This is a genomic window from Polycladomyces zharkentensis, from assembly GCF_016938855.1.
Lineage (GTDB): Bacteria > Bacillota > Bacilli > Thermoactinomycetales > JIR-001 > Polycladomyces > Polycladomyces zharkentensis.
The window spans coordinates 165,224-181,189 of sequence record NZ_JAFHAP010000008.1; the positions used below are offsets into that span (position 1 = coordinate 165,224).

The 15,966-nt window shown below is 53.8% G+C and carries 14 protein-coding genes; 12 read left to right on the forward strand and 2 right to left on the reverse strand.

Annotation, left to right across the window (positions count from 1 at the left end; genetic code table 11):
• Positions 1–129: 129 nt before the first annotated feature.
• From JQC72_RS08010 to JQC72_RS08020, 3 genes are read left to right on the forward strand one after another with little or no spacing between them, the layout of a single operon-like run.
• Positions 130–1,548, forward strand: a complete 1,419-nt coding sequence (locus tag JQC72_RS08010; protein WP_302104703.1) for a spore germination protein — start codon at positions 130–132, stop codon at positions 1,546–1,548.
• Positions 1,529–2,626, forward strand: a complete 1,098-nt coding sequence (locus JQC72_RS08015; RefSeq protein WP_205494597.1) for a GerAB/ArcD/ProY family transporter — start codon at positions 1,529–1,531, stop codon at positions 2,624–2,626. Before JQC72_RS08010 ends, JQC72_RS08015 begins: the two co-directional genes overlap by 20 nt.
• A complete protein-coding gene (locus JQC72_RS08020; protein ID WP_205494599.1) occupies positions 2,623–3,738 on the forward strand; it encodes a Ger(x)C family spore germination protein in 1,116 nt (371 codons plus the stop codon). Before JQC72_RS08015 ends, JQC72_RS08020 begins: the two co-directional genes overlap by 4 nt.
• Positions 3,739–3,775: 37 nt before the next feature.
• On the opposite strand, the gene JQC72_RS08025 is transcribed toward JQC72_RS08020, so the two are convergent.
• The gene (locus JQC72_RS08025) at positions 3,776–5,245 is read right to left on the reverse strand and encodes a UDP-N-acetylmuramoyl-tripeptide--D-alanyl-D-alanine ligase (RefSeq protein WP_205494601.1); all 1,470 of its coding nucleotides are present in this window, start codon (positions 5,243–5,245) and stop codon (positions 3,776–3,778) included.
• Positions 5,246–5,544: 299 nt separating this feature from the next.
• Here JQC72_RS08025 and JQC72_RS08030 point away from each other — a divergent pair, with 299 nt between their 5' ends.
• From JQC72_RS08030 to JQC72_RS08055, 6 genes are all read left to right on the forward strand, one after another.
• Entirely contained in the window at positions 5,545–6,288 is a 744-nt protein-coding gene (locus tag JQC72_RS08030; RefSeq protein ID WP_205494603.1) for a sugar phosphate nucleotidyltransferase, read from the forward strand.
• The gene (gene rfbB / locus JQC72_RS08035; protein ID WP_205494605.1) at positions 6,285–7,292 is read left to right on the forward strand and encodes a dTDP-glucose 4,6-dehydratase; all 1,008 of its coding nucleotides are present in this window, start codon (positions 6,285–6,287) and stop codon (positions 7,290–7,292) included. The genes JQC72_RS08030 and rfbB overlap by 4 nt, the downstream gene beginning before the upstream one ends.
• Positions 7,289–8,146: a dTDP-4-dehydrorhamnose reductase gene (gene rfbD, locus JQC72_RS08040; protein WP_205494607.1), complete on the forward strand. Its 858-nt coding sequence runs from the start codon at positions 7,289–7,291 to the stop codon at positions 8,144–8,146. The genes rfbB and rfbD overlap by 4 nt, the downstream gene beginning before the upstream one ends.
• The gene (locus JQC72_RS08045; protein WP_205494609.1) at positions 8,143–8,598 is read left to right on the forward strand and encodes a dTDP-4-dehydrorhamnose 3,5-epimerase family protein; all 456 of its coding nucleotides are present in this window, start codon (positions 8,143–8,145) and stop codon (positions 8,596–8,598) included. Before rfbD ends, JQC72_RS08045 begins: the two co-directional genes overlap by 4 nt.
• Before the next feature lie 65 nt (positions 8,599–8,663).
• Positions 8,664–9,578: a glycosyltransferase gene (locus tag JQC72_RS08050; protein ID WP_205494611.1), complete on the forward strand. Its 915-nt coding sequence runs from the start codon at positions 8,664–8,666 to the stop codon at positions 9,576–9,578.
• A gap of 2 nt (positions 9,579–9,580) precedes the next feature.
• Positions 9,581–10,363, forward strand: coding sequence for a glycosyltransferase family 2 protein (locus JQC72_RS08055; protein WP_205494613.1), 783 nt, complete (start codon positions 9,581–9,583; stop codon positions 10,361–10,363).
• Positions 10,364–10,382: 19 nt separating this feature from the next.
• Here JQC72_RS08055 and JQC72_RS08060 read toward each other — a convergent pair whose 3' ends face one another.
• Positions 10,383–11,846: a UDP-N-acetylmuramoyl-tripeptide--D-alanyl-D-alanine ligase gene (locus JQC72_RS08060; protein WP_205494614.1), complete on the reverse strand. Its 1,464-nt coding sequence runs from the start codon at positions 11,844–11,846 to the stop codon at positions 10,383–10,385.
• A 122-nt stretch (positions 11,847–11,968) separates the two neighbouring features.
• Here JQC72_RS08060 and JQC72_RS08065 point away from each other — a divergent pair, with 122 nt between their 5' ends.
• The 3 genes from JQC72_RS08065 (at position 11,969) to JQC72_RS08075 (ending at position 15,958) form a co-directional block, all read left to right on the forward strand.
• Positions 11,969–13,885, forward strand: coding sequence for a CgeB family protein (locus tag JQC72_RS08065; protein WP_205494615.1), 1,917 nt, complete (start codon positions 11,969–11,971; stop codon positions 13,883–13,885).
• A gap of 94 nt (positions 13,886–13,979) precedes the next feature.
• Positions 13,980–14,531, forward strand: a complete 552-nt coding sequence (gene cysC, locus JQC72_RS08070) for an adenylyl-sulfate kinase (RefSeq protein WP_205494616.1) — start codon at positions 13,980–13,982, stop codon at positions 14,529–14,531.
• The gene (locus JQC72_RS08075) at positions 14,528–15,958 is read left to right on the forward strand and encodes an alkaline phosphatase family protein (protein WP_335342415.1); all 1,431 of its coding nucleotides are present in this window, start codon (positions 14,528–14,530) and stop codon (positions 15,956–15,958) included. Before cysC ends, JQC72_RS08075 begins: the two co-directional genes overlap by 4 nt.
• Positions 15,959–15,966 lie beyond the last annotated feature (8 nt).

A 15,966-nucleotide genomic window follows, 5' to 3' on the forward strand; every position in this document is an offset into this window, starting at 1 on the left:
AGACGAGGGGGGAATGATGTGCTTTTTTTTCGGTCGGGCAGAAACAGAAGACGTAAAAAACAGTTACCGAAACGGGAAAAGCAACCCGTCTATCCAACGTTGGAGGAAAATCTCCGGTTTGTACAAGAGATGTTGTTTCATACCAACGATCTCAAGCATCGGACCGTCACGTTTCAGGGAAAACAACTACTGATTCTGTATTTGGAATCAATGTCTGACACGGAGCGCATTGAAAAAGAAATCCTTTTCCCGATCGTTCACGAAAAGGAGGGGGATGTTCAGGATGTGGTCACTGACGCACATGTCGAAAAACAAGAGGATTTGAGGACCGCTGTCGACAAGCTGGTACAGGGACAAGCCGTCATAATCTTGGAGGGGGATACGGTTTGTTATGTGGTGGATACCCGTACTTCACACAATCGCGGGATAGAAGAACCGGACAACGAACGGGTGGTACGCGGTGCGCACAATGGATTTATCGAGAATTTAACGGTCAATTTGTATCAGTTGCGCGCGCGGATCGAGAACCGTCATCTTGTTGTTCGCTACTACACCGTCGGAAAAGAAACGAAAACAAAAATCGCGATCATCTATATGGAAAACCTGGCCAACCCTGATTTGATCCAAGAAGTGGATAAACGAATCCGCTCGATCTCCACCGACACCATATTGAATCCGGGATTTATCCAGGAATTCATGGAGGATGATCCGTGGTCTCCGTTTCCCCAAAGTTTGAACACGGAACGTCCCGACCGGGCAATGGCTCATTTGATGGAAGGTCGTGTGGTGTTGTTGTCCGAGGGAGACCCAACAGCGCTGATCATGCCTGTGACATTGTTCGCGTTTTATCAATCACCAGATGACTTCCACACCCGGTGGTGGGTTGGTACATTTGTGCGGATGATCCGCTTTGCCAGTTTTTTGTTGGCATTTCAATTGCCGGCCATCTATATCGCGGTTGTTTCGTTTCACGCTGAAGTGTTGCCGGTAGACTTGGTGTACACCATCAAAGCGTCATTGGACAAAGTCCCGTATCCACCCATATTGGAAGCGTTTTTGATGGAGCTGGCGCTGGAGCTGATTCGCGAAGCGGGGATTCGGCTGCCCAGTCCCGTCGGTCAGACGATCGGTATTGTCGGCGGTTTGGTGATGGGGGACGCCGTCGTTCGTGCGGGATTGGTTTCCTACACCATGGTTATTGTCGTGGCGCTGACCGCCATTTCGTCTTTTGTGGTGCCGTCCAACGAAATGAGCACGTCCATACGGTTCCTTCGATTTCCATTGATGATCGCGGCGTCTATGTTCGGTTTTGTCGGGATCGTATTCGGGACGATGGCGGTGTTGATCCATCTCACCAAATTGACGTCGTTTGGAACGCCTTATTTTGCTCCAGCCGCTCCGATGCGGTTGAAGGATATGAAAGATACGATATTGCGCATGCCCATTTGGAAGATGAATCAACGACCGCATGATCCGCACCCACAGCGGAAGAAGCAGGAAGATGACAGCTCCAGAAGGTGGAAAAAGGATGATCAAGGAAAGCAGTAGGATCACCCAAGGACAATTATTTTTTTACATGATCCAGGCCCAGGTCGGGATCGGCATCATGTCGTTGCCCCATGATGTGCACGCCGTGGCCAAAGGTGGTGCCTGGATTTCCATTTTAATCGGCGGTGTTGTTGTTCAGTTGGCCATTTTGGTCATGTGGGCATTGTGCAAGCGGTTTCCCAATCTGACGATGTTTGAGTATTTGCCTAAGATTTTCGGAAAGTGGATCGGCGGTTTCTTCAATTTCGCCTATATTATTTTCTTCATTTTGATGGCCACGTTGGTACTCGTGCTATTCGAGAGTTTAATTAATAAATGGGTTTTCCCCTTGACACCAAGGTGGGCGGTGTTGGCGCTCATCGTAATGACCAGCGTGTATTTGGTCATCGAAAGTTTGCGGACAATCACACGGTTCTACGTCTTTGTCTCCGTCTTGATTGTGTTGATCGTGTTGATCGCGTTGAATGCTTTTACCATCGCCGACTTCACTTACATGTTTCCGATTACCGAAGCGGGTTGGGGAAAAATCTTTCTCGGTTCCAACAAAGTGATTGTTTCTCTCCTGGGATTTGAGATGCTGTTGGTTGTTTATCCTTTCGTGGAGGGAAAAGCGGACGGAAAATTGAAAGCGGCTTCCGCGGGCAATGCATTTACCACTTTGTTGTACAGTTTTCTGGTATTTATCGCATTGATCGTGTTCAGTCCCATGGAAATGGCGATGATTCCGGAACCCATTCCGTATATGTTGAAAGCTTTTTCGTTCAGGGTGGTGGAACGGTTGGACTTGCTTTTTTTGTCCATCTGGACGGTGATCGTGGCCACGTCGTACATGAATTATCTGTTTTTGGCTGCCAACGGTTTCGGTCATTATTTTCATCGCGGCAATCACCGCACGGCTGTTTATTATACGGCGATCATCAGTTACATCCTGGCGCTGATCCCTCAAAGTCCCGATGGAATCGAATTCCTGACCCAAATCGTGTCGTGGGCAAGTTATGCCTTCGTCTATGGATTGCCTGTGCTGTTTTTATTGATTTCCTTGGTCTTTCGAAAACGGGAAAAGGGGAAAACGGCATGAGTAAGTGGCGGAACTCCATCGTGTTAATCCTTTTAATCATGATACTCCCCGGATGTTGGGATATGGAATTCATTAAAGACGCCCGGTTGATCTACGCTACCGGTTTTGATTTGTTGCCCGGCGGGCAATTCAAGCTTACGGTTACGATACGTGACTCGATCGAAACCGGTGGTGGAACCGAGCAACACAATACGATTATGGAATCGGTCGCTCGTACCACGCGGGAGAACCGTGATCTGATGCAATCGATGGTTTCGGGGAAACTCAGTGTATACAAAATCCGTGTGCACCTATTGGGGGAAAGTGTGGCCAAGAAAAATATCTTTCCTTTCATGGACGTCTTGTACCGGGATCCCAAAAGCGCTTTGAATGCGCGAGTATGCGTTGTGGAGGGAAATGCCAATGAGTTGCTCCGATTAAATAAAGTGGGAGTCACCTATATCGGAGAAACGGTGGATGAAATGATTTCAGGCGAAGAACAAATGACCGTCGTTCCCAAAGAGAATCTCGGTTCCATCGCTCCGGTGATGTGGGATCATGGACAGGATTTCACTCTCCCCATGGTCAAAAAGACAGCGAAAAATGTGAAGGTGACGGGCACGGCATTGTTCCACGGACACCATATGACAGGAAAGCTGAACCGTCAGGAATCGACGTTGATGTTGTTGATGGCCGGTCGAAAAGCGGATACGGCCAGGTTGACCATTCCGGTGGATCAAAAACAGAACCCCCAAGTGGCCAATTTCATCACGTTCGACGTCAACAAGGCCAAACCCAAAATGAAGGTGACGGTCAAACCAGGAAATCGGATCGATGTGGATTTTCCCATGAAGCTGACCGTGTCGGCCGTGGAATATCCATTGGGTGAACTGTCGCAAAAAGCCGTCGTCCAAAAATTGAACAAACAGTTATCCGCCATTCTCACCGCCCGTTCACAGCAAGTCATTCAAAAGCTGCAACGGGCCAATTGCGACGTGTTTGGGATCGGGCGTCATCTGATTGCGTTTCACCATGATACCTGGAAACAATTGCATTGGAAGACGGATTACCGTAAGGTGCGGTTTCACCCGCGCGTCCAGGTGGAGATCATCGGGAGCGGAATTTTGAATTGAAAAGCACACCCTTTGATCGGGTGTGCTTTTTCTTATATCAGCCTTTTTTTAACTTCCGAATGACTTTCTCCAAGTGCATCTTTCTGGATGCTTTGAAGTAGATGACGGCATTGTCGGGCAACTGTTTCAGATGCCGCAACAGTGGAGCGATTGAATGATAATGGAACACTTTTTTGGGGTCCATCCCTTTTTTGATGGCGGATTGGGCGATGAGTCTGGCATATTTCCCCACGGTGATCAGTTGGGTCAAAGGAAGATGAGCCGCGATCCATCCGACTTGTTGATGTGCGGATCGGGTCAAATGTCCCAGTTCCAACATATCCCCCAGAACGGCAACATGCGGTCGTTTTGCTTCCCATTCACGAAACGATTTCAATCCGGCTACCATCGCCGAAGGATTGGCATTCCAAGCATCATTGATCAACCATCGGTTGCGCGATCCCTTGACCAGTTGCATGCGCATCCGGGGTGGTCGGAACACCGCCAGCCCTTTTCGGATCTGCTCAATGGGAATGCCGAGAGATCTGGCGACGCCGATCGCCGCCAATGCATTGTAAACGTTGTGCCTGCCGATCGCCGGGATAAAAAAAGGTACGCTTTTCCCGTCGAAACAAGCAGTGAAGACCAAACCGTTGGTGCGTTGCTCGATGTCTTTGGCCCGAATGTCCGCAATGTTTTTGATGCCGAACGTGTACACTTTCCCTGAAAAGTTTCGTGTGCTTAACTTGCGTGAACGCTCATTGTCAGCATTGAGCCACAAGATTCCCTTCGGATTCATGCCGTCGATCAGTTCTTGTTTGGCGCGAACGATGGTGTCAAGATTCCCCAAACTGCCCACGTGCGCTTCTCCCACATTGGTGACGACGCCAATATCGGGACGGACAATGCGGCATTGTCGGGCGATGTTGTTGAGCGATTTCATGCCCATTTCCAGTACCAGGTATTCATGTCTCGGGGAAAGGCGGGTCAAATAGGAGGGGAGATACGTAAAAGTGTTGAGGTTGCCCATTGTTTTGACGATCGGTTTTTTCTGTGACAAGATGGCAGACACCATTTCCGTTGTGGTGGATTTGCCCGCACTTCCAGTAATCCCGACCACTTTGACAGCCGCTTGCTTCCAGTTCCACATTGCCAATCTCCAAAAGGCAACATACGGTTCTCTCACACTGATGACAGCGGTAGACAGGGGAACGGACAAGGCGGACACCGATGAGGGAATTACCACAGCTCTGGGTCCGACCCGACGAATGGCGTTCAATTGGTCGGTCCGCGATTTTTTGATTGAGAAGAAATACAGATGCTCGGCACGCAGGTATTTGGGTTTACCGTAATTGGCCGACGACAACAACAGATCTTTTTTACCGCGAATCAGCGTGCCATCGACGATATTCAGCAATTGGCCCAACGTGATGAATTTCGTCGTCAATCCCTCCCCTGGGGACGGTTGTTCCATGGATTGGCGCGTGTCATTCCATATCGCCCCCACCGCCTTCCCGGCCTGTTCCAACTGTATCTCTTGAAAGACGCAATCCAAGGTCGCTTACAACCGAGAGGCACAGGGGATGGCAAAGTACATCGCCTTCGGGGCTCATCACACCCCTGACTGAACCGTTCCCACCTTACTGATGCCCTATATTCTATGCCCATTCGGTCGATTGGCGAACAGGCGGATACCCATTTTCCACACAGGCGGAAATGATGGACACAGTTGGGCTTTCGCCCGTACGAGGCACCTCCGGTGAGAATACCATGGTGAGAGATAAAAGGCGGTCGCGGTGAGAAGACGCCGGGGAGGGATGGAACGGCATGAAAGGGATCGTTTTGGCAGGCGGAACGGGTTCCCGTTTGTTTCCGCTGACCAAGGTAACCAACAAACATTTGTTGCCGGTCGGACAATATCCGATGATCTATCATCCAATCTCCAAAATGGTGGAGTGCGGCATCCGCAATTTGTTGATCGTGACGGGTGTTGAGCACATGGGGGATGTCGTGCGCCTGTTGGGCAGCGGTACCGAGTGGGGGGTACAGTTCACTTACAAGGTGCAGGATCAACCAGGCGGGATCGCACAAGCGCTGGGGATGGCCGAAGATTTCGTTGACGGTGATCGGATGCTGGTTCTGTTGGCGGACAACATTTTCGAAGACGATTTGTCGCCTTATGTTCGCGCTTTCGAACGCCAACCCGCAGGAGCCAAATTGCTGCTCAAAGAAGTGGCCCACCCGGAGAGGTTTGGTGTGGCGGAGCTGAGCGGGGATCGCATTGTGTCCATTGAGGAAAAGCCGCGTGTTCCCAAAAGCAGTTATTGCGTGACGGGTATTTATCTGTATGATGCCCAGGTGTTTGACTTCATCCGGCGTTTGTCCCCTTCCGATCGGGGAGAACTGGAAATCACGGATGTGAACAACCTCTACATTCAACACAGCATCCTCACGTACGACATCCTGCGCGGATGGTGGACTGACGCGGGAACACCCGCATCACTCTTGAGAGCCAACCAACTGTCCCGAGGGATCCGGTTGAATACCCGGTCAAGGGGGAGCGGAACATGAGTCGAACCATATTGGTGACCGGTGGAGCGGGGTTTATCGGGAGCCATTATATCCGTTATCTGATCCAGTATCACCCGGATGTGGACGTGATCAACGCCGACGCACTGCGTTACTCCGCCAACTTGCTCAATTTGGCGGAGGTCGCGGATCATCCCCGATACCGGTTCGTTCATGTGGATTTGGCGGACCAGGCGGCGGTGGAGCGGTTATTTCAGCGCAAGATCGACGAAGTCATTCATTTTGCCGCGGAATCGCATGTCGATCGCAGCATCGAAGGAGCGGAGGTGTTCATCCGGTCCAATATCATCGGTACGTACCACCTGTTGGAAGCAGTCAAAAAGGCCGGCGTTGAAAAAATGGTGCATATTTCCACCGATGAGGTATATGGCAGTTTCCCGACAGGACGGGCACATGAACATTCCCCTCTTGCCCCCAGCAACCCGTATTCCGCCACCAAGGCCTCGTCCGATCTTTTGTGCCAGTCTTACGTGAACACCTATGGATTACCGGTGGTCATCACACGTTGCACCAACAATTATGGCCCCAACCAATATCCCGAAAAACTGATCCCGTGCTTGATCCTTCGCGCTCTTGAAAACCGGCCGCTCCCGATCTACGGAGACGGGTCCCAGGAACGGGACTGGATTCATGTGTGGGATCACTGTGTGGCCATCGATCGGGTCAGACGGCACGGCAAAGCGGGGGAGGTGTATCACATCGGTGCCGAACACACCATCACCAATCTGGAGGTGGCCAAGCGGATCTGCACCCTGCTCGGCAAACCACATTCTTTGATTCAACATGTGGACGACCGGCCCGGACATGATACCCGCTATTCGCTGGATACGTCAAAAATCCGTGAGGAGTTGGGATGGCGGCCGATGATCCCGTTTGATCGGGGACTCAAAGAGACGGTCGAATGGTACCGCAGGCGGCAGGATTGGTGGGAAGCTGTCCGTTCCAAGGTATATCGTCGGCCAATGGAAGGAGGGGAGTGGCGGTGAACATCCTGGTAACGGGCGCAGGCGGACAACTGGGGCGTGATGTGGTCCGCGTGTTGGGAGAACAGCATGAGGTGAAGGGATATACCCGTGCGCAATGGGATGTGACCGATGAGGCCATCACCTGGAAAATCCTCACGAATACCCGGCCGGATGTCGTGGTTCATTGTGCGGCCCATACCGACGTGGACCGCAGTCAGACTGATACGGCGGAGGCGCACCGGGTCAACGGACGAGCCACGCGTCAACTGGCATCCGCATGCGGCATCCTGGGAGTACGTCTGGTGTATATCAGTACGGATTATGTATTTGACGGCAAGAAAGAGGACGGTTATACGGAATTGGACCGTCCCCGTCCCATCAATGTCTACGGTCGCACCAAACGGTTGGGTGAACGATGGGTGCAAAGATGTTGTCCCCAGCACATGATCCTGCGCACCTCTTGGCTGTACGGCACGCATGGGCGCAATTTCCTGTCCGCCGTTCTCTCCCAGGCAAAACAAGGCGGACCGCTTCATGTGGTGAACGATCAACGGGGCTGTCCGACCTACACAAGACATTTGGCACAAATGATCGATCGGCTGATCCGCTTGCAGGCGCAAGGGACCTTTCACACGGCTCATACGGGTTCCTGCACCTGGTACCAATTTGCTGCTGCGATCCTGCAACACGCCGGTTATACCGACATTGACCTGCAACCCATCTCAACCGCGGCATTGGATCGTCCCGCTCCCCGTCCTGCAGTGTCTGTTTTGCACTCCGTGCGCATTCCCAAACTGGGACTCTCACCCATGCCGGATTGGCGGGAGGGTTTGGCGGCCTATTTCCGGGATCGACAGGAGGGGGAAGAGACATGATCGACGGTGTGGTATTTCAAAAACTGGAAAAATATTGCGATGACCGCGGCACGTTTATGGAGATTGTACGGGAAGACCAGCATTTGTTACGCCGTTTCGGACAAATGTCGGTATCGATGTCCTATCCGGGTGTGATCAAGGCGTTTCACTATCATCGGGAGCAGGACGACTTGTGGTATTTCGTTTCAGGCAACGCACAAGTGGTGTTGCACGATCTTCGGGAAACGTCCCCCACCTGTCGGCAGACGGATGTCTATTACATGGGGGAGGAGAATCCTTCCGTCCTGCTGATCCCCAAAGGCGTGGCCCACGGTTACCGCGTGTTGGGAAACCGACCGGCGGTGATCGTATATTTGACAACCCATGCTTACAATCGGGAACAACCGGACGAGGAGCGTTTGCCCTGGAACGATCCCGACATCGGATTTGATTGGACGACCCGTTTCCGGTGACGCGGGAAAAGGTGCGTTCCGCTTGATGGATGGACCGTACACGCCAACAGGCAGGAGGTGTTGCCATGGATGTCTGGATTATACCCGATGCGTGGGTTGACCGGGATGCTTCCCCGGCATTCCCCCCCGTCGGCCGGGACCGGGACTCTGTCCGCGTGACGCTTGAGAAGCTGGATGATTGGGGACAAAAGGACCAAGTGACGGCCACCGTAAGCACTGCGCCGGTTCGAATTCATGTTCCTTTTCGTCTGTGGGATCATCGGTTGATCCGACGTTTGCGCAAACAGCAACCACAGGCCCATTTCGTGTTTTATGCGGCGGAACTGTCAAAGCACTTGCCGTTGCGGGGAAAAGGCGACCAATTATGCGTTCCGTCTTTTTACCTGCGCAACCAATACCGGAAACGGCATGGTCTTTCAAAAGCGGCGATTCGCGTTTGTCACCCGGCCGTCGTCGTGGAGACCCCGCACCGCTGGGATGGGGAAGGCATGCGCATGAGGACGGCCGAGCGCCGTGAGCGGGGATGGCAGAAGCGGAACGTGTTGTTGGTGGATGTCTCCCAAGCCACCAACGTGCAACGTTCGCTTCTGAAGAAGGAATTATCGGTTTCACGAAATCGGTTCCCGTCACTGGTGGTGCATACAGTGTTCCGGCCGACGCCATTTGGCGAACGATGTCCGCTGTATCTTGCCGCCGATTGGTTGTTGACCGTGTCCGCTTCCACCCGGTCCCTGTGTCCGATGCATGCCGAGGCGATGGCGACCGGCCTGCCCATTGTAACATTTGATCTGGGCGACCACGGGGAATGGGTACGACACGCGCATAACGGCTTGGTGCTGCATTTGGCACACTGGCGCGCCGAATGGCGACGGTACCTCGCCGAACTGTTGGCCGTCCCGGAATGGACCCGGGATCTCGGGAAAAATGCCCGTGCGATTGCCGAGCGGTATTTGATACCGAAAACAGAAGGAGGGATGTAAGGGTGGGACAAACACCAACCACCACCATTATCATCCCTTCACGCAACCAGCGGCATACCACGCTCCAATGTTTGCAGTGCATCCGTCAGTATACCACATCCCCATTGGAGATCATCGTCGTGGACAACGGTTCGACAGACGGGACGGCGGAAGCGCTGGCCAGCCTGCCGGAAGTTCGTCTGATCCGCAACGACCATAACCGCGGTTTTGCGGCTGCGGTCAATCAAGGTATCCGATCCGCCAACGGCACCCATATCGTATTGCTCAACAATGATACGTTGCCTTCCCATCGATGGTTGGCAAACCTGTTGACCGTTTTGCGGTCCGATGCACGAATCGGTTTGGTGGGTCCGTTATCCAACCGCGTCATTCCGGAACAAAAAGTACGCATTCGGTTTCCCACAGCTGAAGCGATGCATGCATTTTGCCGGAAATTTCATCGCAGAAGCGATCCGGCCAAATGGCGAAACTCCCCGCGATTGTCCGGTTTCTGTCTGGCGTTTCAAGCCGGATTGGTCGAGCGAATCGGGTTGCTGGATGAACGGTTCGGTGTGGGCACGTATGAAGATGACGATTATTGCTATCGGGCGCGATTGTCCGGTTACCGTTGTGTCATCGCGGGGGATACTTATGTGCACCATTTGGGCAGTCGGACGTTCCGGAAAAGGGGAAGGGAGGAGTTTCAGAAAATCCTGGCACAGAACCGACGGTATTTCACCGCCAAATGGGGGATTGCGCCGGAGGTGGCGGCCAGAGGGACTCTGTACAACATCATCCCCAAATGATGGGAAGCTCCATCCGTCATTACCGCTTTTTCCGACGTCTTGCCATGCCAGCACCTTTTGCCCGTTTGGCACGTTGCCCGTTTGGAAGCGCTTTGCCCGGTCGGTCGCCTTTGGGAGGACGCAGTTTTTTGACCAGGGTTTCCAGATGAACGTTATGTGATGCTTTGAAATACAGAATGGCGCCTGCCGGCACACTTTGGAGAATATACTGATACGCCTGGGCTTGGTTGTTGAAACTGGCGATCCGGTTTCTTGGATAACCGTGGTCGGCCGCGCCGGCGGCGATATGGCTGGCCAGTGATCCGATGGTGATCAGACGGGTGGGGTTCAGTCTGGCGACGGCTTGGCCCACTCTGCGATGACCGGGTACACTCAATGTGCCCAAAGCCGACATGTTCCCCAATACGGCCACAGTGGGGCGACCGCCGCTGATCTGTTTCAGTACGTGCAATCCGGCGACCATGGCAGTCGGGTTGGCATTGTACGCATCGTTGATCAGCAGGAAGTTTCGAATGCCCCGTAACCGCTGCAACCGCATATACGGGACGGGAAAACGGCTCAACCCTCTCTGAATGGACGCTGTCGGCACCTTCATGATGCGGGCCACGGCGATGGCGGCCAATGCGTTGTACACGTTGTGTTTTCCCCAAGTCGGGATTTCGTAAGAAACACCGTTTACGAGAAACCGCATGCCTCTCGTCGTGTATTGGATATGGGTGGCTCGGATGTGGGCGGGTTGCTGGATGCCAAAGGTAAGAATCCGACCTTGAAACCGGTTGAGACGGAGCTTTCTGGATCCCGGATCGTCGGCGTTGATAATCAGGGTTCCTCCCGGCCGGATGCCGTCCACCAACTCCTGTTTGGCTCGCACCACATTGTCGAGTGAGTTGCCCAAACTGCCCACATGCGCTTCGCCCACGTTGGTGACCACACCGATGGAGGGTTTGGCATACTGGCACTGCTTCCGAATGTTTCCCAGGCTGGCCATGCCCATTTCCAGTACGACGGCCTGGTGGTGGCTGCCGAGATTCATCAGGTTGTACGGCAGGGCTTGCGCAACATTGTAATTGGCATAGGATTTGAGAACCCGATATTTTTGCATGAGAATGGAGGCGAGCATTTCCTTGGTCGTCGTTTTTCCCGCACTTCCCGTCACCCCGATGAACACGGCCCGCGATTGATTACGTTGCCATCGTGTCAGTTCCCACAATCCCCGATACACGTGGGGGGTGACGATCAATCGGTGATGCGCCGGGATCAGTGATTCCCAACGCGGAGGAGCCACTACGGCAGTACACGATTTTTGACGGAGAGCGGCCAGTTGCCTGGCCAGTCTCTGATCAGTATGCATGAAATACACGACGCCTGGCCGAATCTGACTCGTTTGTCCATACACTGCGTGTTTCACAGGTGTGCGCGGATTTCCGCGTTTCAGTCTTCCGCCTACGATTTGTGCCAATTTTCCCAGTGTGATAGAAAACAAATCGGTTCACCTCGTCATTTACGGTGATCTTGTCTTATAGTATGAAGGTTGTTTTGTTCCGTGTTAGACATGTGCTGTCCTTGAAGAGAAAATAGTAGAAACGTACAGGGAGGGGGTTGCAGATGAGGGGGGTGTACGTATCCACCTCCGTACGGAACCCGTTCGGTTTTTTGGACCGCGAAGTGGTGCGGGCATTACGACGAGTGGGGGTGGAGGTGGTATGCGTCTCCCCCGGTCCCGGCTTTCCCTCCACACTCGCCCGGGCGGTACGGATGCACCGACCGCATTTCATATTGGCCATGCTCGGATGTCGTCTGAAAGAGGCCGATTTACATGCCATTCGACGAGTTCCGGTGCCAACCGCCGTTTGGTATACGGACGACCCCTATGCCGTCGACGATTCGTTGCGTACATGCCGCTTTTTTGATGTCGTTTTCACCAACGAACGGACTTGCGTGAGCGTCTATCGGCGGCACGGTTGTCCAAACGTGGTCCATTTGCCTTTGGCTGCACCTTACCCCGCTTATGCCCCCCGACGGACCTTCTTTGATTATGGGAGTCGGATTTGCCTGTTGGGTTCCGCTTTCGACAATCGCCTGGCTGCAGTGCGAAAACTGATGCCGTTTCTGAGCGAACATCCGACCCGATTGATCGGTCCCGGTTGGCGACGGGCGTTGAAAGGACAACGCAGCGGGAACATCCGAACGCTGGATCGTTGGGTATCTCCGGTGGAAGCATGCCGCTATTACAACGGGGCGGATATCGTTATCAATGTTCACCGTTCACCGTTGGATCGGCATCTGGGTCAAAACCGCCGCGGCATCGGTGCGCGCACCCCCAACAACCGGACATTTGAAATCGCGGCGTGTGCCACATTTCAGTTGACCGACAAGCGGGACGGTCTGGCTGAACTGTATGAACCCGGACGTGAGATCCATCATTACGAGACGCTGGAGGAATGCCGCTCGCTCATCGACTATTATCTTCGAAAGGATGAAGAGCGCGATCGCATGGCATGTCGGGCGTATGAACGAACGTTGCGCGAACATTTGTACGAACATCGGATGATCGCCATTTTGCGATACCTGTTTCCACGGCGTTCGTTTCGTTTTCGGGCGGAAACCGGGGTGGAGACGGCGACGGCGGGAAAAAGCAGCTGGCATCTCACCGGTGAAATGACCCGGTTACCGGGAGCGGGTGGCCGGTTTGTGCTGATTTGTCCGGAACACGAATCCGCGGCGCCCGATACGATCCGTCAGTGGTTGATGTACGCCGAGGGGGATTCCGGGATCGGGATGCTGTATCCCGGTTCCGATCTCCCCCAATGGACCACCTCGCAAACCGCGACGGGAACCGTTGCATTGGTGCGTCGTGCCGTCTTCCGGCGAGCCGTGCAGACCGGATGCAGGAACCTGGCATCACTGGCGGCGTTTTGCCGAAGGCACGGCAAGCGGATCATCAGTGTGGGTCGGGGATCGGAGGAGAACGGCAATCTCGAACACGAAGAGCGACCGGAAGAATTGGCCCACCCGGGGGAAATGATGCGATCCGCCCTGCGGGAACGGATCGCATGTGCCGTGGTTGCTTTGACGAAACCTACACCATTTGTTTCTCCGCCTGCTTGGATGCCCGATGCGATGCGCGGGTCGATCGGGGTATTGGGATTGCCCACGGTGGAGGAGGAGCGTTGGCGGGATTGGCTCAAAGCGTGCCAACCGACAGGCATGCAAGTGATGACGGTCCATTCGCTTCGTCAATCGCTTTTGGGCGGAACGTCGCGAGCCTTATTGAAATCCCGGCCGGTTCATGTCGTGGTCGCGCCATCCCGCCGATCAGAAGCGGCGTCAACGATCAGCCGCGGATACTGCATCGCCCGTGTCACCTTCTTGCAACCCGGAAGCACGGCCGAACAGCTCAGGGATACCATCTGCCGATCTCAGGCCAGTTGGGTGTGGTTGTTTGTTTCCCCCTCCCGAGCGTTGTACCTGGCTCCGTTGCTGGCGCGCGAATGTTACCGATCGGTGATCGCCCTTTGCTGAGGACGGATACCCCATTTTCCAACCTGATGGGCATCCGGGCGTTTCCAGCCCTTCCAGACAGGCATATAGTAACCCCGAGACGGGAGGGTGACCCATGGGATCAAAAGGTGTGACTGTCTGGTTAACCGGCTTGTCCGGATCAGGCAAGACGACCATCGCCAAAATGGCGGAAGCCAAACTGAACCAGCGCGGACAACCCGTTCAACTGTTGGACGGGGATACGGTTCGGGAACGATTGAACAAAGATTTGGGGTTTTCCAAAGCGGACCGTTTTACGCAGGTGGAACGGGTGACTTATGTGGCTGAACTGTTGACATATCACGGCATCATCGTATTGGCCGCGCTCATTTCACCGTATCGGGAGATACGAGCGTATGCCCGTCGTCATATCCCATCTTTTGTCGAAGTTTATGTCCGATGCCCGTTGGAAGAATGCGCGAGACGGGACGTGAAAGGATTGTACGCCCGTGCCTTTCGGGGGGAAATTCCGCAATTCACCGGTGTGAGCGATCCCTACGAAGAGCCGGAGAACCCCGAACTGATCTTGGATACACAACGGGAGACCGTGGATGAGAGTGTGGAAAAACTGCTTCGATACTTGGAGAGACAGGGATATATTTTGCCAATGGAAGGGGAGGGAGCGTGAAAACGAAAAAAGTGATGGTGATCGGGCTGGATTGCGCCGCGCCGGAATTGGTGTTTGAACGATGGACCGATGAGTTGCCCCATTTAAAGCGACTGATTTACAGCGGCGTTTCCGGACGTCTGCGGAGTACCGATCCGCCGATCACCGTACCGGCATGGGCCTCGATGGTAACCAGCAAGGATCCCGGACAATTGGGGTTTTACGGGTTTCGCAACCGTGTCCGTTATGGATATGGAGGAAACCGGATCGTGGACAGCACGGATCTGCGTGAACCGACTGTTTGGGACATTCTGGGGAAACACGGACTGCGCTCCATCGTCATCGGCGTGCCGCCATCCTATCCACCCAAGCCGATCCGCGGCTGTCTGATCTCTTGTTTCCTTACACCGGATCGGTCATATCCACACACCTTTCCGGCCAAGCTGGCGAAGGAAATCGAGCGGGAAGTGGGAGCATACCAATTCGACGTGGACAATTTCCGTACCCATGATGTAGGGTCACTGTTGGAGCGAATCTATGAGATGACACGTATCCGTTTTGCCACGGCACGCTATTTGATTCAAAACAAACCATGGGATTTCTTTATGATGGTCGAAATGGGGACGGACCGGATTCATCACGCGTTCTGGCACTACATGGATGAGCAGCACGTATTGTACCGTTCTTCCCCGTACAAAGACGCCATTCGGGAGTATTACCGGTTTGTGGATCGCGAGATCGGACAGTTACTGGAACTCGTCGACGACGATACTGTCGTGATGGTAGTATCCGATCATGGCGCCAAACGGATGGACGGCGGTTTCTGTATCAACGAATGGCTGATCCGGCAGGGACTCTTGAAGCTGAAAAAACCCGTGAACCAACCCACACCGCTCACCCCCGAACTGGTTGATTGGAAACAGACACGCGCATGGGGCTACGGCGGCTATTACGGACGGTTGTGTATCAATGTAAAGGGACGGGAACCGCACGGGATCGTACCGCGTTCCCGGTATGAGTGGCTGCGAAATCGGATTGTACGAGAGTTGCGTACAATGAAGGACGAAAAAGGGAATCCGTTCAAGACACGGGTGATCAAACCGGAGAGGAAGTATGTCGTCACACGCAACATCCCGCCGGATCTCTTGATCTATTTCGGTGATCTGTATTGGCGGTCAGTGGGAAGTGTCGGTATGGGCAGCTTGTTCGTGTATGAAAACGACACGGGACCCGACGGAGCCAATCATGATTATGAAGGGATTTTCATCGCCGCCAAAAAAGGAGCGCCCGTCAGAGATGAACCGCGTGCCCTGAACAGGTTGCACCTGATGGACGTCGCACCGACAATCTTGCGCGAATTCGGTATTCCGCGGAGAAAGGGGATGCAGGGAAAAACGATACCCATCCGTTTGGGGCCACATCCCGACATCAAAAAAACCCGCCCGTGACGGTGGGT

What these genes read in the sequence shown, in the direction of transcription:
- JQC72_RS08010 (WP_302104703.1), top strand. Translation starts at nt 130, where the DNA reads ATGTTGTTTCATACCAACGATCTCAAGCATCGGACCGTCACGTTTCAG.
- JQC72_RS08015 (WP_205494597.1), top strand. Translation starts at nt 1,529, where the DNA reads ATGATCAAGGAAAGCAGTAGGATCACCCAAGGACAATTATTTTTTTAC.
- JQC72_RS08020 (WP_205494599.1), top strand. Translation starts at nt 2,623, where the DNA reads ATGAGTAAGTGGCGGAACTCCATCGTGTTAATCCTTTTAATCATGATA.
- JQC72_RS08030 (WP_205494603.1), top strand. Translation starts at nt 5,545, where the DNA reads ATGAAAGGGATCGTTTTGGCAGGCGGAACGGGTTCCCGTTTGTTTCCG.
- rfbB (WP_205494605.1), top strand. Translation starts at nt 6,285, where the DNA reads ATGAGTCGAACCATATTGGTGACCGGTGGAGCGGGGTTTATCGGGAGC.
- JQC72_RS08045 (WP_205494609.1), top strand. Translation starts at nt 8,143, where the DNA reads ATGATCGACGGTGTGGTATTTCAAAAACTGGAAAAATATTGCGATGAC.
- JQC72_RS08050 (WP_205494611.1), top strand. Translation starts at nt 8,664, where the DNA reads ATGGATGTCTGGATTATACCCGATGCGTGGGTTGACCGGGATGCTTCC.
- JQC72_RS08065 (WP_205494615.1), top strand. Translation starts at nt 11,969, where the DNA reads ATGAGGGGGGTGTACGTATCCACCTCCGTACGGAACCCGTTCGGTTTT.
- cysC (WP_205494616.1), top strand. Translation starts at nt 13,980, where the DNA reads ATGGGATCAAAAGGTGTGACTGTCTGGTTAACCGGCTTGTCCGGATCA.